The organism is Microcoleus sp. Pol1C5, assembly GCF_036701115.1.
In the GTDB taxonomy this organism is placed as follows: domain Bacteria; phylum Cyanobacteriota; class Cyanobacteriia; order Cyanobacteriales; family Microcoleaceae; genus Microcoleus.
This window is the reverse complement of the sequence record NZ_JAUBQE010000023.1, coordinates 58,254-76,028: the sequence shown is the minus strand read 5'-3', so window position 1 is coordinate 76,028 and position 17,775 is coordinate 58,254. Positions and strand designations below refer to the sequence as shown.

Here is a 17,775-nt window from a genome sequence, read left to right as displayed (position 1 = left end):
ATTGATCTGCAAACAGAACCTGGATGCTGGGTGGTTCAGACATCAATACCATCCCAAAGTTCTGCGAGCGGGTGAACTTTGCCGTCTTCTACTTCCTGAAGCGCAATCCGGAGGCTGTTGAGGATCTCTTCTTTAGATAGCTCCTCTTCGTCTTCTTGAAATAGTTGATCCAGGGATGACAAAATCAGGGTTTCGAGCGGCAAGTTGAGTTGGCTAGCTTTCTGAAGAAGCTGCTGTTCTAAGTGATCGGGGATGGTGAGGGTAATTTGCATGGGGTTTGCCTCTGGCTTTAAATAGTATAGGCCAATTCTCACAATCTGGCTTCCTTTAACAAAATAAGTTTTGCTCCTACAGGCAAATGATCGGACTCCGTGGCCTTCAAAACCGAACTCGATTTAGCACCCCAATGCTTGGAATGCCAAATATAATCAATCCGAAAAACGGGATAATTTAATCTCCAATTCGACCTTTTTACCAAGAATTTAAGTTCCCAACCGCGAGGCCAGGTAAAACCAAACCCAAATCCAGATTTTCGGAAAGAATCTTGCATGACTTTCTGCACCCTGTCATAGTCTTGGGTTTCGTCTGTCATATTAAAATCGCCTGCGACAATTACTGGCAGACTTTCTCGCTCAACTCGCTGCACTAAGTCTTGAATTTCCGGCGAACGTTTGTCATATTTGTAAACTGGAATTTTGAGAAAACGCCATTTTTTAGATATTTTCAACCACGGCCCGGTAGCTTGCATATTATAAATCACTACTTCTTGTTCCTTAAATTTAATAATTGCCCGCTGCTGCGTTTCTGGATGGTCGGCTAAGTGCAGTATTTCGCTCGATACAATGGGATATTTACTGAGAATTCCTACAGGGGGAGTGCCAATTTGATAGGGGTAGTCTGCTTTTAACCAGGTGAAAGCTCTTTCAGTATGTTTCCTAACAATTTCTTGTAAAAATATAATATCGGGTTTTTGCTGGTCAATCAGCTTAAATAAAGTAGGTGACTGAGTTTTATGCCAACTGAGGTTATGGGATAAAATTTTGATGCTGGGCTGCGAATCTGTGATGTTGATGGGTGCGGGAGAAAAGTATTTGACGTGCAGCCAACTTATTAGAAGAAAGCAGGCGATCGCAGAAATAACAGTAAACCATCTTTTTTTGATAATTAACAATCCGATGAGGGGAAGCAGGAAAGTAGGGAAGAAAATTAAGGGGCTAAAAGTGCTAATTAAGGCAAGAATTCCTATTCTATCCCAAAAGATTAGTTTGAGAATGAAATAGCAGATAATAAATGCTGAGTAACTGTAAGCAAGAAATTTTGCAGATTTCTGTAAGCATCTCTTGATTATATTTTTTGGGATGTGCTTCATTGAAAACCTATTAAAATAAGAACTTGCTTAAATCGAATTCTTCATTTGACCGATGTTGGTTGTCTCTTTCTGAAATCAAAACCAACAAAAGGCGATCGGTATAATCCGCCGCACCCCGCAACTCTTCGCGCAAAATTTCCAGCCCACCATTAGCATATTCTTCAAAAATTTGCAAGCGTTCTGCTTCCAATTTTTCGTCGAGATGGGAGAGAATTTGAGGATTTTTGGTTTCGGCGATCGCAATTAATTTAATCGCCATATCGTAACCCCTGGATACAAAAATATCAACATCGATCGCCCCCGGTTCTCGTTTAGAAATTTCCCCCAAAGGCGATCGTTTTTTCCGCTGATTTCCCAAGGATGCGGCGAAAGCGATGACATCGGCGTAAGTCTGAAATGGCGCGGAGTTGTTATCCGATAAAGTTAATGATTTGACTAACTCGGCTTTATCTTTAGCAATTCTAATTTTGTTAGCAGCCATTGGGATTAATATGTAATTTTTAACTAAGTAATTTGATTGATAGAGTAACCGCAGATTAGAGGCAGATAAACACAGATTAACGCAGATAATTTTCAGAATGTCCGCAACAACATAATTTTTTGGGCAAAACCTCCTCTTGCTTCCCGCCGCTTCGTTTGTTCCGCCAAAAGTCGATCGCCCGAAATGCCAAAACTCACCATCACCGCATCTATCACCTCATACAAATCCGCCAATTCCGCCACCAAATCTTCTTCATCAGCCGCCGCCGCTTCCCCCGCTTCTTCAATCAATTTCTGCAGCAAAGCTTGACGGTATTCTGCCTCCGACAAAATTACCACCTCGCATTCATTCCCGCTTTGGCGAATAATTTCAGGAATGCGATCGCGCACCAACTTATGATACTCTTTTTTCACGTCAAACTCCTTTCAACCTTGACTAAAAGTTTGAATCAACCAGCGATTAATTTCCCCATCATCTTGCGTTTGACTCCGATTCAAAGCTTCCTCAACTAACCGGATTTCCAGCCCTGGTAAAACCCGCGACTCTTGAATTCTCCCGCTACCTCCGCCATTAATCGCAAACGCAAAAACCTCCCGCGTGTTTGCACGTTCAACCCAGTATTCACTAATTCCTGCATTTTCGTAAAGCAACCGTTTACTGCCTAAATCATCGTTAAAAGAAGATGCACCAATTTCTATTACCAAATTAGGCGGATCGTATTCATCCAAATCAACAGGTGAGTTGCTGTCATTAGGAGGAACTCTCAAATCTGAACCGATGTAGTAAGCTAAATCAGGTTGAAACTCGCGAATACCTGCTTTCCTAAAACTGGCATTAGCAAGTTGAACTACTCGGATATTTCTCAATGTAGCAAACAGAATAACTACATACGGAATGATTGAATTATGACGCCCGTGCAATGGCCCTACGGGTGACATTTCTACCGTCATGTGTTGTTGATAGTAATAAAACTTGCCCTTTTCCCATGCTGAATCCTCAGCAAAATTTAGAAACTCTTCCCACGTCGCCTCCACCCAAATATCCGTTTCCAAAACCTGCGTAATTGCCGAATTAGAAGCCATAATCCACCTCTACAATTTCTGTATATTCAAACTCATTTGGACTGCGCTTAACTAAAGGATAGCGCGTCCCGCCCAGTTCGATCGCATCTTCTTCACAATCAGCTTTCGGAGAATTGTACACCAGCACGTATTCCCTACCGATGCAACTTTCCATCTCTTGAGCAACTTCTCCGCGCCACTGAGTTTTAGTTACCAAAACTACCAATTGATTCGCCAACTTCGGCAGCTTATTCGCGATTTGCTTGCGATAAATCTCGTCCAAACTCCCAAAGGGAGAATCCATCACAATTGGAAACGTACTGCTATCCGGGCCCATCAAAGTATTCTTTTGACTCCACTCCCGCACGCCCTCAATAATCCCGCCGATAAACGATAAACTGAGAATTTGATTTTCTCCTGTAGAAGCGGCAACCAAAGATTCTTTTCCCGACGTATTTTCTACTAGCGTCAGTTCGTATTTATCGCTCAACTTGGGGATGTAAGGAGTAAACGAAATTTGACTAAAAATATCTTGCACCCGCTTTTCTAACTGAGAACAAAACTGTTTTTCTAAGCGCGATCGCACTTCAGTTAGGCGATCGATCGCATCCTGAGTCGCAGCAATCCGGCGCTGGGCTAATACTTGCCTTTGCTCATTCAGTTGCTGCTTGTCGATTTGCTTGTCCAGATTCGCGATCGACGCCTTCAAACTCTCAATCTGCTGCTGGTTAGAGCCTGTTTCCCGGTGCAAATCGCCAATTTTTGCCTCAATTTCATCCAAGCGCTTTTGCAAGCGGCTGACATCGCCGTCAGGAAAATTTCGCAGCTTGTTGTGAATATCGTCTAGCTGATTTTCTACCCTAGAAAGTTCGGTTCTGTCACGGCTGATATTGCCTTGCTGTCGGTCAATTTCCTCCCAAAAATCAGTCACTTGCCTATCAATTTCATTTACGCGATCGCTAATCCGAATAGTTGTTTCTTCCACATCCCCAATTCCCGCCTTCTCCATCCAACCGCTAACCTGTTGGCGAGACTCAGAACCCTCCACTAATTCCGCACCACAGATACACCGCTGCTGCGCTAATAACTCTTCCAAAAACGGCCGCTGAATCCCCGAAAGTAACTCGCCTTTTTCTCGGAAGCCTCCTACTATTAGTTGAAATTCAGCCGCCGCCTCTGACAGAAATACTCCATAACCCCGCATAGATATTGAGCGTTTTAGAGCATCTGTAGCTTGTGCAATTTGTTGCTTAAATAAACTTTTTTGACTTTCTAATTCGTCTCGCAACTTTTGTAAATCCGCAGCACCGCTAAGTTCCAACAAGTTACCATTAACTGCTTTTTTTAACTCTCCTTGGTTAATCAATTCCCGCTCAATTTCTACCTGTCTGCTTGAAATTTGCTCAACTTCTTGCTCAATTTTTTGCTTGTCTTTTAAAAGTTGTTTCGTTTCAGCATTCCCAATTATATTTAAATCTGTCTCTAGAGATTTTTTTGCTTCTCCTAAATGCCGGATCGATCGATTCAAGACTTCCACCCCCAGCAACTCCTTAGTAGCTTCCGCAATTTCTGCCTTCTTGTCATAGCGGACAATTTGCTCGATTCGCTCCCCATCAAAAAAGAAATATTTATGTAAACTTTCCGGCAAAATCCGCCCGATAATATCATCGGGATGCTGATCCGGCTTCAGCCAGAGACCGTTATCTTTTGCTACACTCAGAAACAATTCAGCCTTGCCATGTTCTACAGTATTTTCACTTTTATAAGCACGACATATGCGTTTTGCTTGGTAGCGCGTGCTGTCGTGTTCAAACACAATTTCCGCCCAACAACCTACGGCTTTTCCCATTTCTGCCTCAGCCAGAGCGCGCTTGTTTACTAATTGTTCTTCTGCCGCAAAAGCGGCGCTAAATTCTCCGTAAAGTACCCACGTAAAGGCATTCATTAAAGCCGTTTTTCCCGCGCCGTTATTACCGTGAATTACTGTAATATTTTGCCTACCCCAAGCTAGTTTAATTTCAGGGCTTTTGCCGTAAAATTGACGAAAGTTGCATAGAGTAATTGAGATTAACTTCATACAATTGCTTCCTTAATGATTTTTAAAATGTCATCGTTAATGTGGCGGGGGGCTCTCATGTACAACTTATCTTTTTCAATTTCCAATACCCGCTCAATAATTTGTCGCACTTCCGGTGGCGCGCTAGTAATAGGTTGCTGTACGTCGCTGAATTCCTGATGAGTTTGATAAGAAGAACGTTTTTCTGCTAAAATGCTTGTCGGTAAGGCTGCGATCGCACTATCTTCATATCTAAATGCCATAATCAGATTTTCATTCAGATTTTCAGTCATATTTTTTTTGCAAATATTAAAATATACAGGGCCTAGGCTCATGGGCGAGAAACCCGGTTTCTACGAGTTTTGTCAACAGTCACGAGAAATCTACAAAGAAACCTGGTTTCTGAACTCTGCGTGCGATCGCGAACTAAACTAGCAACTAAAACTGCGATCAAATAATTCTATATTCTCAAACATAAACCGAACCTTAATAAATGTCAAATGTCTAATAGCCCGTAACGCTTCTGAAGTTGCAACAATTTGACTCTAGCTTCCCCAGCATTGTCGGCTAAATCGGCAAATTCCAAGAACCGCTTCAACTCTTTTCGCAGCAAATTGCGCTCGACTTCTAAGGTTTCTCTGCCCAAATCTGGAGGCAAAACTATCATGTCAAATAAAGTTGCCCTTTCCTTCCCCGGATGCGGCCGCAAAATGCGTCCCCGGCGCTGAATAAACTGGCGCGGATTGCTGCTGCTTGCTAAAATTACAGCATTGCGAATTGCAGGAATATCCACGCCTTCATCCAAACACCGAATCGCTACCAAACCTTGCAATTCTCCACTCTCAAATTGCTGGCGCAATCGTTCTCTTTCTGCTAAAGGAGTTGCCGCAGTATAAGTGTTAACTCGGTAGCCTAATTCTGAACCCAATAACTTCGCGGTTTCTGTTAGTTGCCGGTTGTTATTTCGGCGCGCACCTCCTTCGATCGCACCGTCGCCGCAGTAAAATAAAGTGTGGGCTGTGTCCAGACGGTGAATCATTAATTCTCGCAAAGCTGTTAATTTATTAGCCGCTGCCCCAATTAACCGAGCTCGCTGCATTAATAAAGTCGTTAAAGCATCGTTTTCTTCTACTTTTTCATCGCCCCAAAGCGCCCAGCCAATCTTTTGAGTTAAGCGGGAATACTTGCGGGTTTCGGCTTCTGTCAATTCTACTAAAATTGGATAGTATAAATAATGTACTAATGCTTTTTGGCGGATGGCGTCTGCTAAGGTGAGTTCCGGCTGCAAAACAGGGCCGAAATAATCTAAAATAGCTTCGGTTCCTTGTTCGTCGAAATGCCTTTCTGGGGTGGCGGAAAGGGCGAGTCGCAGTCCAATATTGCGCGGCAAACTTTCTCCTAAACGGGGCGCGCCTAAGTTGTGAACTTCGTCTCCAATAATCAGGGTTTTTTCTGGGAAATAGCGCAGTTGCGATCGCAAACTATCTCCCATTAAGGTAGCATTGGTAGTGATGATTGTGAGAAATGCTCGCTCGCCAGAGCGCACTTCATACAAACCCGCAGCCAGCTTATTCTGCCAACTGCGGGCGCTATCAAAAGCCAAAATAGGTTTTAAACCAAATTTCTCTGATTCCCGCGCCCACTGATTCACCAGGTGGCAGTAAGGGCAAATTACGAGCAGGACTTGCAGGTTAATTTTATTGTATAATTCAGTGGCGATCGCCAGTGCAGTAATCGTCTTGCCGCTACCCGTCGCCATCTTCAGCGTACCGCGTCCCTGATTGGCAAACCAATTAGCAACCGCCACTCGCTGATACTGTCGCAATTGCAGCGATGGCGGCATTTTCGGAAACCCAAATTGCGAATTATTAGCCGTTGAGCGATTCACCTTTAAATGTCGTTAGATGCCAACTTACCCTGACTCAACTGTAACTCATTTCTAATTAAAACTTAACAGCTCAAACAAATTTGCCGCCGACAGTTGCAAATCCGACAGCACATCCAGTACAGGTAAAATATCTTCATTCTCTTTAATCTCAGGTTCCTGGTGCGGTTTAAAAACAATTACCAATTCTTCTTCCGGGTCAATCAGCCAACCTAATTTAGTATGATTCTTGAGGCAAAACAGAATCTTCTTAATCACGCGAGTTGAACTTTGATCCGGCGATAAAATCTCAATTGTCCAATCGGGCGCAATTTCAAACCTATTTTCAATTTCTTCCTGAGAATTCAGAGGAATGCGTGACCACTCAAATACTGCTAAATCTGGAACAACAGCACACCCCCCAAAAGTGCAGCGCAATTCAGGAAAAGCAAAAGCTAACTTTTGCGGTTTGCCAAGTTGATTAATAGCCGATGAAAATTTGATTTGTAACGTGCTGTGTTTTCCTTGGGGCATAGCTTTTTGATAAATTTGACCGTCAACATACTCGCTAGCCGGCTCCGTTTCTGGAAGCAGCAGAAACTCTTCCAGAGAAATCTTTGACGGAGACTGAATTGACGTTACCATAAGCCATTAACCCCTCAACAACTCAACTGGGCCATCAAAAATCTGCATCGCCGTCTGTTTCCCAATCAGCACAACTCTCCGATTCCACACCAGTAGGGTGCATCGCACAAACCAACAAATTTCCCCCGTAAACTTGACCGTGATAGTTGCGACAACCGCGACAAGCCGGCTGCTGCGTCGGCGAAGGGTCTACATAAGTCACCATCGACAAATCTATCTCATCAAATTGCGGGTCGAAGTCGCGGCAAATTTCAATTATCGGTTCGATAAATTCATTCAATAAACCGTCAAATTCATTGAAATAACCGTCAATGTCGTTAATCAGATTATTTTGTACTTGTTCAGTAAACTCTTCCGACATTTTTGCCAAAACGTCCAGCATTTCGACAAACTCTTCGCCCATTTCGCTGAAAAAATGCTCTACTTCAGTAACAGCATTTTCCATTGCTCCAAAAAAATCTTTAGACCAATCTTCCATGAATTTGACAGTTGGCTATTACAAAATATTTTACAGACAAGTGCAGCCAGCCTCAAGTGAAGTGCTTGCACCTACTTTCAATTCTATTACCTATTGCCTGATATCCGTCCACATCTGACAGGGGAGATATTCAAAAAGGGAACTCAAGAGTATTATCCTGAGTTCCCTTCATGCTTTACGGAGCGAGCTTTTTTGAGTTTAATCTCGCTTCAGACGCCGCAATTCCTCTTGTAAATTCTGCACCTGTTCGCGGAGCTTGTCTACGCCGCCTGTCTCTTTAGCATCTTTTGCCGAGACATCTTCTTCCTCAGAAATAATTTCAATCCGCCGAGGTTCAGCCGGTTTTTCGTTCCCAGCCGATGCTACGGGGGGCTGCTGCTGAGCCTGTTGCACCATGTCATCAACAAAGCGGCGAGCTTCTTCCGTTGACATCTCACCACGCTTGACTAATTCGTCTGCCAGCTTTTGGGCTTCAGTGCGTAATTCAGTTAACTTGCTGCCAGCTTTTTCACCAGCGTAAGAAGCTAGCCCGACACCAAGGTAAACTGCTTTTTGTAAAATATCTCCGAAACCAGGCATAGGAGCTACACCTCATAAAACTGGGTGAACCGGAGACCACGCCTATTACAAGCATCCCGTGTTGCTGCTACCTTCCGGTCCTGACAAGATTTGGGCGTTGGAATCGCGTGGGTCCAGTTCATATATGAGTATAACACAGTTATTTATTCTTCAACCACACACCAGTGATAAATTTCATAAATAACGCAACCGTTCTTCACCAGCGGGTCTTCAGCGACGATCGCCTTTGCCTCATCCATCGAACCCGCCTCAAACATCAACATACCGCCGCCGCGCCTCCCCCAGTAGCCAGTTTTCGCTCGGTGTCCTTTAGAAATCAACTCTCGGACATAAGCTCTGTGAGCTGGCACGTATTGGTCAAAGACAGGCTTTTCGACAATTCCTTGCTCAATTTTGACAAACCAAGGCATTTTTATTTGGGATTTTAGATTTTATATTTTAGATTGGGAATGGGTGATCACCAATGGGATCTAGGGCAAATGCTCTCTATTCCATTTTGCACCATCCTTTCTTAACTGCGATGTTATCCGATGAACCAGTCAAAACAGCGATTTTTTATTGCCCTAGTGCCACCTCCCGATATTGAACAGCACATTACTGAGATTCAACAGTATTTTGCGGAACACTACAACAGCCGCAGTGCTTTGAAGTCGCCGCCGCACATCACGCTGCAACCTCCTTTTCACTCGTTAGCGGAGGATGTTCCCAAATTAGAGGAAAGTTTGAAGGAGTTTTCGGCAAATCGGCTGTCAATTCCCGTTACTCTATCCAGTTTTGCTGCTTTCGCGCCGCGCGTCATTTACGTTGATGTTGTCAAATCGCCCGAATTGCTGGAGATTCACAAAGATTTGATGAGTTATTTGGAGGCAACTTTGGGAATAGTCGATCGAGTTTCTCAGGCTCGCCCATTTGTACCACACATGACAGTAGCGTTTCGCGATTTAACTAAGGAGAATTTTCAAACGGCTTGGTTGGAATTCTCCGGGCGATCGCTCCACTTTGAGTTTACCGCTTCGGCATTAACTTTGCTGCTTCACGACGGCAGCCGGTGGAACATCAGCAACCAATTCCCCCTTTCCGCCTAAACTCTCTCTCTTCTTTCTCTTCCTTCGCGGACTTCGCGTCTTCGCGGTTCGTTTTCCCAAAAAAATCTTATTAGCAAATCCTGAGAAATAACATTTCCTCACTACAAACCTGTTTAAAATTAAAGACAAAATAGCCTACCGATCGCTCTTATTCGGAGTTGCAAGTGCCACAGTTCCGTAAACCGAAATTCCCGACTGTTCCAATATTTTAATTGCCGACTTAACCGTAGTACCGCTAGTGTAAATATCATCAACTAACAGCACTCGATCGCGCGGGAGGCGACGACGAAAATCTTTCCCCAAACTTAAAGCATTTTTCATTTCTGCTTGGCGCTGCTGTGGCGTCAGAGCGAATAAAGCCTGAGTATTTTTCACCCGCTCCAAACCGTGTCGCTGCAAAGGCAAACCAGTCAGCTCGCAAAAACTTTCAGCCAACAGTTCCGCTTGGTTAAAACCGCGCTCCTTGACCTTTTCTTTGTGCATGGGAATCGGTACAACTGTTAGATTGTCTATAGCTAACTCCGGAAAACTCAGCCAAGCTTCTGCCAGCCAGCCGCCTAGAGGTTTGGCTAATTGCGGATTGCCGTCATATTTCAAAGCTGCGATCGCGCGTTTGAGAGCCCCGCCATACTCACCCCACACAAAAACACGCTGCTCAGAATTCCAAAATCGACCGGAATCGCTTAACTGACATCGCTGAAGTTGCTTGTGACAGTACAAACAAAACTCTCCGGCGGCCGGTCGCTGACAAAGAGGACAGTTAGACTTAAGAAATAGATTGAGAAAAGATTTGACCAATCCCGTCCATTGTCGCTTGTTCATCCTAAAATTGTCGTAAGTGATTAATGGGAAAAACTTTCAACTTCAATCAGTTTCCACCGACAGGCTCGCAGCGTGAAAAACCTCTACTGGTTAGACAAAATTCAACCTTCAGACAGAGATGCAGTGGGAGAAAAAGCATTTTACTTGAGCTGTTTGCTCCAGAAAAATCATCCTGTTGTACCGGGTTTTGTCGTACCGGCTACCACATTCTGGCAGTTTTTAGAGTCGATCGAGTGCCTAGAACCGCTGTTTGCTGACTGGCCACACTCTTCCCTGCACTTGAATGTCGATGAACCCAGACAACTGCAATCGATCGCCCGCAGCATCCGCCACCAAATCCTCGCCGGCAAACTGCCAGATTCACTGCTCTCCACCCTAGAGTCTGCTGTTAGTCAACTCAACTCAAAGTCAAACTTAAACTCCACAGCCTTAATTTTTCGCCCTTCCCTGACTTCCTGGAACCCGAAAACAGTCGGCATTCTGGAATCTCAGGCAGTACGGGCAGAACCCGAAGCCATTGGGGACGGACTCAAACGAGCTTGGGCAGAAATGTTCAGAGCCCGAAGTCTATTTTACTGGCAGCGGTGCGGCCTGCGGGTACAGCAAATTAATCCCGCAGTTTTGGTGCAGCCACTTCAAGAAGCGATCGCCGCAGGCGAGGTGAAAACAAAGGCGGGTGCACAGTGGGAAATCCAAGCCACCAGCGGTTTGGGATTGTCCCTCGCTAGGGGAGAAACCATCCCCGATTACTATCAAGTGCAGCCAGAAACAAGCGCGGTTAAATTCCAGCGGATCGGTTACAAAACATTAGCCTACAATCTCAAAGTCGGCGATGGTGAACCGAAAAAAAAACTGCTGTTGGGCAAGTTTGCTGCTTTCCCAATTTCCGATTCTCCATTTATAATTCCTGATTTTGCTGATTGTTGCGTGCAAGTTTTAGCGCTGGGAGAGGAAGCACAAACAGAATATGTTTTAGAGGAATCGCAACTGCAAGAAATCATTGAATTGAGTAAAAAAGCGATCGCAGAATTTGACTCAGATTTAATTTTGGAGTGGACGCTAAACCAGACAGCAAACAGTGGCGAACGGCAGTTTTATTTCACTCAAGTTCGTCTTGTGAAAGGGGAAAAAGTCGCGGCGATAAAGGAAAATTCGATCGCCCTCCCGCAGCCAAACTCGATCGCCCCAGCCCGAACTCCTGCCATACTCAGAGGTGTGGCAGCAGCATCAGGAAAAGCCGAAGCAATTGCCCAAGTTATGACTAATTCCCACCCAGAAAACGCGGAATTCTTAGCCGGAGGCATTTTGGTAGCCCGGACAATCGAGCCGAATTGGCTGCCTTGGCTGAAGGTTGCTGCTGGGGTGGTTGCGGAACAAGGAGGTATGACAGGCCACGGCGCCATTTTAGCGAGGGAATTGGGGATTCCCGCCGTTGTGGGAGTGACCGGAGCCACGCGAGCGATCGCTTCGGGCGATTCGGTGTTGGTAGACGGCGATAGCGGAGAAGTTTTTGCCCTCGCGCAACAGGATGCGATCGAGACAGGAGACAGCCGCCGACTTCGGGACACAGCAAAAAAGACAAATATCTACAGTACAGCAGCGAAAATGTCAATAGCCAAGCACCAATCTTCTACCTCCGATCGATCGTCCAATTCCACCCCTACATCTCGACAATCTGAGTCTACTCAATATGTTTGGGGCCCACCAACGGCGACTCAACTGCTAGTTAATGTCAGCCAAACAAGTTCGATCGACCGCCTCAAAAATCTGCCAATAGACGGCATCGGATTGCTGCGATCGGAATTAATGGCATTAGAAGCTTTGGACTGTCAAAACCCCAAAGTGTGGCTGCAAGACGGCCGCCAATCGGAATTTGTCGATCGCATGGCGGATTGCCTCAGTTTATTTGCTGCTGCTGTTTCGCCGCGGCCAATATTTTATCGATCGCTCGATTTACGGGAGTCAGGTGCCGACGGCAGTTTCAGTTATACCTTTGAACCGCAATTATTTGATTGGGAACTCTGCGTACTTCAAAAAGTCTGCGAGTCAGGCCATACCAATGTTAATTTAATTTTGCCTTTCGTGCGCTCGGTTGACGAGTTTATATACTGCCGCCAGCGCTTAGAAAAAGTTTGGAAAAACCGCTCAACCGAGTTTCAAATGTGGATTATGGCGGAAGTTCCTTCGGTGTTATTTTTATTGTCCGATTACGTAAAAGCCGGAGTTCAAGGAATTTCTATCGGCACTAACGATTTAACCCAATTGCTATTAGGAGTTCACCGCAACTCCGACCAGGTAGCAGGTGCTTTCAACGGGCGCGATCGAGCAGTGATGAGGGCGATCGAACAATTAATCAAACAGGCCCGGGCCGCCGGCATTCCTTGCTCAATCTGCGGCGACGCTCCCGCATTGTATCCCGATACAGTTGAATCCTTCGTGCGGTGGGGAATTTCGTCTATTTCGGTCAATGTCGATGCTGCAGAACAAACTTCCAGAGCGATCGTCCGCGCTGAACAGCGCCTGCTGCTAGAAGCCGCTCGATCGATAATTAACAATTAACCACTTCCGGACCCACTTGACCCCAGAAATCCGGTTTCTACTCTAAATCATAGCTTTGGCAAGCAGGCACCCGCTCAGAAATCGGATTTCTAGACAACCCGTGCGTCCAGGAATATTAACAACTACAGAAACCCGGTTTCTGAATAGATATAGCAACCGCCCTGACGGTTAGGAAATTCTTAATTTCTCAAACCCTGGCTTTTATTCCTTTTATTGCTTCTTTCTTCTTCCCTCTTCCTTCTTCCCTCTTCCCTCTTCCTTCTTCCTTCTTCCTTTTTGCCTCTTCCTTCTTCCTTCTTCCTGACATCCGTTACATCCGTTACATCCGTTAAATAATCCGTTGCCGAACTTCCTTCTTCCTTCCACTAACATCCGATTTTAAAGCTAGGATAGAAATATCACCAATTCTTGACCCGGAGGTACAAACCGTGAAATCAAAAATTATTGCAACCGCAGCAATACTTGCCGCCCTGGCCTTTCTGCATCCTCACCCAGCATTATCTCAACCTGCAGCTGACGGTGGCAAAAAACCCGGATTCTGGCAACCTCAAGCGCAGGTTGACAATACTCGCAACATAACCCTCAGACTGTTAAATGAAACAGGATTAAACCTAGAATACGGTCAATCAGGTGCCAGCTTGTCATCCTTGCCCGTCGGAACCAGCAAAAACATCATTGTTCGTATCAGCAATCGCACAGGCGACATTGCCAATATTCCCATTAATGCCACAGGAGGAAGCACAACTTTGAAATATGACTATAACGTTGATTCGCAGACAAACATTGTGACGGTTCGCATCACCAGATCAGACCCCCGCACTAGGCAAGACCGGTCAGTTTATATTGATGAAAAAGGGCGAGTTTACTCTTTCTAAGACTAACGCTCATCAACCCGGTTTCTCCTGATAAATTTTGCTTTTAGCAGCGAGGTATCGCGGAAGAAATCGGGTTTCTAGACTAGCGTGCATAAATTCTGTCTTTCTCAAAAAGTTATGAATCAAGTGCAGCCCACAAAGAATCGATGTTTTTGTGCAGCGGATTTGACATTGCATCCCCAAAATCAACTGCTGCTTGCAATTCGGCGCTAGTGGCGCACTGGTGCATCAGGTGGGTTCCGACAGGATGTCAACCGCCGCATCGCGGACTAATATCCGTCGTTTCTCTTGAAACCTGCGCCTCGATTTGCCTCTTCTTTCGGTTTAGCTTTGTTCACTCGCAAGGGGCGCCCCATCCACTCTGCACCGTCTAATTCGGCAATTGCAGCGTCTTCTTGGGCATCCTCCATCATCTCAACAAATGCAAAACCGCGCATCCGACCGGTTTCCCTGTCGGTAGGCAAGACAACTCGCTTGACTGTGCCGTATTCTGCAAATACTGCTTTCAGGTCTTCTTCGGTGGCGCGGTAAGACAGATTTCCAATGTAGATAGTCATGTCGATCGAACTGAACTTATTGTGCTATACATAATAACCTTTTAATTTAACTTTCAAGTGCTATCTAGCATACAACTGGGCGATCGACTCTGACTCAAAGGGTTTGCCGCACTGACCAACCCTTGGTACTGGCTGCAATAGTTAGCTTAATCCAAACTCATCTCCTCACTCATCCGCAGGGCGAGTCAGGAGATGAGGTTTGGGGCGCCGAGGAATCGCGTCCCTGAACAATATTTGATTTTAATCAGATCACTGATGGGTGGACGACGAATCACCAAGCATCTTCGGTAACACAGCGACTAACAAGGTATAATATATTAAGTTGCTCAGGACCACGATCGTTGATATAGCAGTTCTCAACTTTCGTGAGGTACTTCCCAGTTAATTACCCATTCCCCATTTCTTCAATTCTTTAATCTAAAATCTAAATTGGTACTTGATTCACTTGAGAATTGCTATACACATCTACATAGCCCTTTTAGAAAAGATACTTCAAACCTCCCCAGCCCTTTCATATACGGGGATATCTCACCTTCAATACTTTGGCAAAATTGGGAATTGGAAATTGGAAATGGGGAATAGGGAAAATTTTGTCCCCATCTCCTTAATCGCTAGTTTAGGATATTACTTTTCTCCATTAAACTAAGGATGTAAGATTTAAAGCAGCTTTGTTAAGTGTTTGAGTGCCAATTCGACTTTGGGTAATACCGCTGGCTGTTTCCGTTGCTCCTTTATTCAGAACATTCATCGCATCTACCACTTGCTCAATAGCGATCGCCTGCTGTTTGGTATTCAGATAAATTTGCTGACTGCTCACAACTACACTGTTAATAGCATTAGCAACATTGTTAAAATTATCCGCCGTACCTTCAGTCAATTTTAGGCTATTATCTAAAGTTTTCTTGCCCTCATCTGTTACCATCACTGTTTTATTAATGGAATTCTTAATACTGTTTATCAAATCATTAATCTGATCCGACGATTTTTTGCTTTGATCGGCCAGTCTGCGAATTTCCGTCGCCACCACCCCAAACCCCTTTCCTTGTTCTCCGCTGCGTACTGCTTCCACTGTAGCGTTAATTGCCAGCATATTAGTTTGATTAGCCAAATCGCTGACTAAATTGGTAATATTAGCAATCTGATTGGTTTGCTGGCTCAAATGTAAAACTTGATCGGCGATCGCTCCGACTTTTTCAGTCAAACTCAACATCCCCTGCTGGGTTTTATGCACTACTTTACTGCCTTCTGCTGCCAAGTTTAAGACATTACTGGCATTCTCAAGAGCTGACTCAGCTTGCATAGCTGATTGCCTCGATGATGCGCCCAATTCATCCATGGTGGTAGTTGTTTGATTAACAGAAGCAGCTTGTTGTACAGCAATACGTTCCTGTTGCTCAATTGTAGCAGCGATCTCGGTAGAAGAACTGACAATCATATTAATAATACCTTTCAGCGCTTTATCTAAAGGTTTGGCGATCGCTATGCTTAAAGCTATGCCTAAAATAATCGCTATTAGCGGCCCAACTGTCATCCCCAAAAATACAGCTACTTGAGTCTTCCTAATATCATTTTCGGCGGTTGTATAAGCATCGTTGGCTTGCTTTCTGTTGGATGCAGCTACGGCTAAATTTGCTTTTTCGGCCTTGATAAATTCAAGGCGAATTAGCTTAGATTGGTGACTGAGTTTATTCAAAAGGTTACTAGCTGTGTTTGCTCTTGCCATTTCTGGCGAATTCTTTTTACCTTGAGTAATTAGGTTTAGCTGCAAGCTCAAAGGATTCAAAATTCCCAGTTTCTCAAATTCTTGATTAATTCGCAGGAGTTCTTGATCTTCTTGCTTCCACTTCTCCCAATACTTAAGCATTTGTTGATATAGTGCGTTTTCCTCTGCGGTACGTGGAGTAGCTTCGTATGCTTTAAACCCATCTTGAATCTGCTGCCAAGCCTTGTCCATTCTGTTTAAGGCATCTTGCCTTTCTGCTTGACTGAGCGCCGGATTAATTAGCGCTCTCTCGGATGACTCAATTTGGGTTTGTCCCTCGTTAATTTTCCATAATGCTTCAATACTCGGTAAATTATTTTTACCTATAGTATCTATGTGTTGACTGAGATTAGATGTTGAGTTCCATCCTACCCAGGCAACGAAAAATACTAATACTCCCATCATCAAAAATGCACTGATAAGTCTGGTTTGTAAATTCATTTTTCTCAACATACTATTTCTGTTTCCTTCTCCTAAAGTTATCCTCGCTGCACTCATGAACAGATATTATAGCTTTTCTCAGGTAGATCAAGTACCTATTAAAATTTGACATTTGAGATTTGAGATTTTAAAATTAGTAATTAATTGATGAGTAAATCCTGAGCCTGAAAGTCGCTATCGATTTTGGGTGACAAGGCAGTTACGGTAGCTTTTTGGTTGTCATCATCCTGAATTCATTTTTATAAACCCCTTTAGTCTACAGGTTAAAACCTGGCGTTACACAAACCAAGCCGGCCCACGCCAACTATAAACAGTGGTAGGATTATAATTAAGTTCGGAGTGCACAGATATAGGCTTTGTCACACAGATGAGGTATCATATTGCTGAGGTATTCATAACGGTAAAATATAAAATAAATGAACTCTAATTCGCTCAAAAGTCACAGCACCACCATAAGTGGAGGGGAAGTCCCCTCCACTCACAGCAGGTTTATTTGCCCATCGAAAACATCATACATTACTAGCAATGAAAGCTGATTATCTTGATTTTAGACAAAAAATTATCGATGTTTATCATTACGCAAGCAATATCACAAAAATTCATAGCTCAGTGTTTTGGAGAGTTCTCAGTTTTCTCAAAAAAAAGATTACTTAAACAGGGCTATAAAACCAAAAATATTCTTCGGCGAGCTAATTTGTGCAATTATGTAAAATTCATGCAAAATAACTGATAATTTTAGCAGCTTGTTGAAAATAAAAATGATTAAAATTTTGAATAACTTCCCTTGAACTCTATCAATAAAAGGTTTAATTGCGATACCTAAAACTAAAAAACGTGTAAAATATTTCCACAAATAGTATAATACATAAGTGTCAACATTTTTTATATAAGTTAAGTTAACTTAAGAAGGAACATGATACAATTACATTTGAGCATTTTACGATCCGGTCACCTACAGAAATTATAAAAAATGCTTTGGTAGTGATGGAGAAGGATCATACAAATAGGCAAAATAAGTAAATAAAGTAGTCAAGAAAAAGAGCTAAAGTAATAATATACTTTTCGCCCCCTTCGCCCGATTTATCACAAACCTGAGAAGTTACGGTTAAAACTTAAATATATTTTCAGTTTTATCAAAACA

18 protein-coding genes and 1 other RNA gene are annotated in these 17,775 nt (G+C 43.9%); 3 read left to right on the top strand and 16 right to left on the bottom strand.

Annotated elements, in window-relative coordinates; translation table 11 throughout:
• Positions 1-35: 35 nt before the first annotated feature.
• From QUA23_RS14690 to QUA23_RS14630, 13 genes are all read right to left on the bottom strand, one after another.
• Complete coding sequence (locus QUA23_RS14690; protein ID WP_333077088.1) at positions 36-314, bottom strand: hypothetical protein; 279 nt, start codon at positions 312-314, stop codon at positions 36-38.
• A complete protein-coding gene (locus QUA23_RS14685) occupies positions 311-1,369 on the bottom strand; it encodes an endonuclease/exonuclease/phosphatase family protein (RefSeq protein WP_333077090.1) in 1,059 nt (352 codons plus the stop codon). The genes QUA23_RS14690 and QUA23_RS14685 overlap by 4 nt, the downstream gene beginning before the upstream one ends.
• Before the next feature lie 10 nt (positions 1,370-1,379).
• Entirely contained in the window at positions 1,380-1,850 is a 471-nt protein-coding gene (locus tag QUA23_RS14680) for a DNA phosphorothioation-associated protein 4 (protein ID WP_333077092.1), read from the bottom strand.
• Positions 1,851-1,942: 92 nt separating this feature from the next.
• Positions 1,943-2,263, bottom strand: coding sequence for a nucleoside triphosphate pyrophosphohydrolase (locus QUA23_RS14675; protein ID WP_333077093.1), 321 nt, complete (start codon positions 2,261-2,263; stop codon positions 1,943-1,945).
• 12 nt (positions 2,264-2,275) lie between these two features.
• Complete coding sequence (locus QUA23_RS14670; RefSeq protein ID WP_333077095.1) at positions 2,276-2,932, bottom strand: Uma2 family endonuclease; 657 nt, start codon at positions 2,930-2,932, stop codon at positions 2,276-2,278.
• Positions 2,922-4,988: an AAA family ATPase gene (locus QUA23_RS14665; RefSeq protein ID WP_333077096.1), complete on the bottom strand. Its 2,067-nt coding sequence runs from the start codon at positions 4,986-4,988 to the stop codon at positions 2,922-2,924. Before QUA23_RS14665 ends, QUA23_RS14670 begins: the two co-directional genes overlap by 11 nt.
• Positions 4,985-5,260, bottom strand: coding sequence for a hypothetical protein (locus QUA23_RS14660; RefSeq protein ID WP_333040705.1), 276 nt, complete (start codon positions 5,258-5,260; stop codon positions 4,985-4,987). The genes QUA23_RS14665 and QUA23_RS14660 overlap by 4 nt, the downstream gene beginning before the upstream one ends.
• Positions 5,261-5,463: 203 nt before the next feature.
• A complete protein-coding gene (locus QUA23_RS14655; protein ID WP_333066876.1) occupies positions 5,464-6,810 on the bottom strand; it encodes a DNA phosphorothioation system restriction enzyme in 1,347 nt (448 codons plus the stop codon).
• A 96-nt stretch (positions 6,811-6,906) separates the two neighbouring features.
• Complete coding sequence (locus QUA23_RS14650) at positions 6,907-7,476, bottom strand: Uma2 family endonuclease (RefSeq protein ID WP_333077098.1); 570 nt, start codon at positions 7,474-7,476, stop codon at positions 6,907-6,909.
• Positions 7,477-7,510: 34 nt separating this feature from the next.
• Complete coding sequence (locus QUA23_RS14645; RefSeq protein WP_333060985.1) at positions 7,511-7,954, bottom strand: hypothetical protein; 444 nt, start codon at positions 7,952-7,954, stop codon at positions 7,511-7,513.
• A gap of 198 nt (positions 7,955-8,152) precedes the next feature.
• Positions 8,153-8,533 carry a phasin-related domain-containing protein gene (locus QUA23_RS14640; RefSeq protein WP_333040711.1) on the bottom strand — a complete coding sequence of 127 codons (381 nt, stop codon included), beginning with the start codon at positions 8,531-8,533 and terminating at the stop codon, positions 8,153-8,155.
• A 23-nt stretch (positions 8,534-8,556) separates the two neighbouring features.
• An RNA gene (ffs, locus tag QUA23_RS14635) (signal recognition particle sRNA small type) lies at positions 8,557-8,653 on the bottom strand.
• 23 nt (positions 8,654-8,676) lie between these two features.
• Positions 8,677-8,943: a YciI family protein gene (locus QUA23_RS14630; RefSeq protein ID WP_333077099.1), complete on the bottom strand. Its 267-nt coding sequence runs from the start codon at positions 8,941-8,943 to the stop codon at positions 8,677-8,679.
• Positions 8,944-9,063: 120 nt separating this feature from the next.
• Here QUA23_RS14630 and QUA23_RS14625 point away from each other — a divergent pair, with 120 nt between their 5' ends.
• Positions 9,064-9,618, top strand: coding sequence for a 2'-5' RNA ligase family protein (locus QUA23_RS14625; RefSeq protein WP_333077101.1), 555 nt, complete (start codon positions 9,064-9,066; stop codon positions 9,616-9,618).
• A 135-nt stretch (positions 9,619-9,753) separates the two neighbouring features.
• On the opposite strand, the gene QUA23_RS14620 is transcribed toward QUA23_RS14625, so the two are convergent.
• The gene (locus tag QUA23_RS14620) at positions 9,754-10,440 is read right to left on the bottom strand and encodes a ComF family protein (RefSeq protein ID WP_333060981.1); all 687 of its coding nucleotides are present in this window, start codon (positions 10,438-10,440) and stop codon (positions 9,754-9,756) included.
• A 72-nt stretch (positions 10,441-10,512) separates the two neighbouring features.
• Between QUA23_RS14620 and QUA23_RS14615 the strand changes: the two genes are divergently transcribed.
• Positions 10,513-12,999 (top strand): putative PEP-binding protein, encoded by a 2,487-nt coding sequence (locus tag QUA23_RS14615; RefSeq protein ID WP_333077103.1) that lies wholly within the window; start codon positions 10,513-10,515, stop codon positions 12,997-12,999.
• 428 nt (positions 13,000-13,427) lie between these two features.
• A complete protein-coding gene (locus tag QUA23_RS14610; protein WP_333077105.1) occupies positions 13,428-13,874 on the top strand; it encodes a hypothetical protein in 447 nt (148 codons plus the stop codon).
• Positions 13,875-14,143: 269 nt separating this feature from the next.
• Here QUA23_RS14610 and QUA23_RS14605 read toward each other — a convergent pair whose 3' ends face one another.
• Both QUA23_RS14605 and QUA23_RS14600 read right to left on the bottom strand, forming a co-directional pair.
• Positions 14,144-14,431, bottom strand: coding sequence for an RNA-binding protein (locus QUA23_RS14605; RefSeq protein ID WP_333040719.1), 288 nt, complete (start codon positions 14,429-14,431; stop codon positions 14,144-14,146).
• Positions 14,432-15,068: 637 nt separating this feature from the next.
• Entirely contained in the window at positions 15,069-16,634 is a 1,566-nt protein-coding gene (locus tag QUA23_RS14600) for a methyl-accepting chemotaxis protein (RefSeq protein ID WP_333077106.1), read from the bottom strand.
• Between the last annotated feature and the right edge of the window lie 1,141 nt (positions 16,635-17,775).

Coding starts and splice junctions, on each gene's coding strand:
- QUA23_RS14685 (WP_333077090.1), bottom strand. CDS start 1,369: ATGAAGCACATCCCAAAAAATATAATCAAGAGATGCTTACAGAAATCT.
- QUA23_RS14680 (WP_333077092.1), bottom strand. CDS start 1,850: ATGGCTGCTAACAAAATTAGAATTGCTAAAGATAAAGCCGAGTTAGTC.
- QUA23_RS14670 (WP_333077095.1), bottom strand. CDS start 2,932: ATGGCTTCTAATTCGGCAATTACGCAGGTTTTGGAAACGGATATTTGG.
- QUA23_RS14665 (WP_333077096.1), bottom strand. CDS start 4,988: ATGAAGTTAATCTCAATTACTCTATGCAACTTTCGTCAATTTTACGGC.
- QUA23_RS14660 (WP_333040705.1), bottom strand. CDS start 5,260: ATGACTGAAAATCTGAATGAAAATCTGATTATGGCATTTAGATATGAA.
- QUA23_RS14655 (WP_333066876.1), bottom strand. CDS start 6,810: ATGCCGCCATCGCTGCAATTGCGACAGTATCAGCGAGTGGCGGTTGCT.
- QUA23_RS14650 (WP_333077098.1), bottom strand. CDS start 7,476: ATGGTAACGTCAATTCAGTCTCCGTCAAAGATTTCTCTGGAAGAGTTT.
- QUA23_RS14645 (WP_333060985.1), bottom strand. CDS start 7,954: ATGGAAGATTGGTCTAAAGATTTTTTTGGAGCAATGGAAAATGCTGTT.
- QUA23_RS14640 (WP_333040711.1), bottom strand. CDS start 8,533: ATGCCTGGTTTCGGAGATATTTTACAAAAAGCAGTTTACCTTGGTGTC.
- QUA23_RS14630 (WP_333077099.1), bottom strand. CDS start 8,943: ATGCCTTGGTTTGTCAAAATTGAGCAAGGAATTGTCGAAAAGCCTGTC.
- QUA23_RS14625 (WP_333077101.1), top strand. CDS start 9,064: ATGAACCAGTCAAAACAGCGATTTTTTATTGCCCTAGTGCCACCTCCC.
- QUA23_RS14620 (WP_333060981.1), bottom strand. CDS start 10,440: ATGAACAAGCGACAATGGACGGGATTGGTCAAATCTTTTCTCAATCTA.
- QUA23_RS14605 (WP_333040719.1), bottom strand. CDS start 14,431: ATGACTATCTACATTGGAAATCTGTCTTACCGCGCCACCGAAGAAGAC.
- QUA23_RS14600 (WP_333077106.1), bottom strand. CDS start 16,634: ATGAATTTACAAACCAGACTTATCAGTGCATTTTTGATGATGGGAGTA.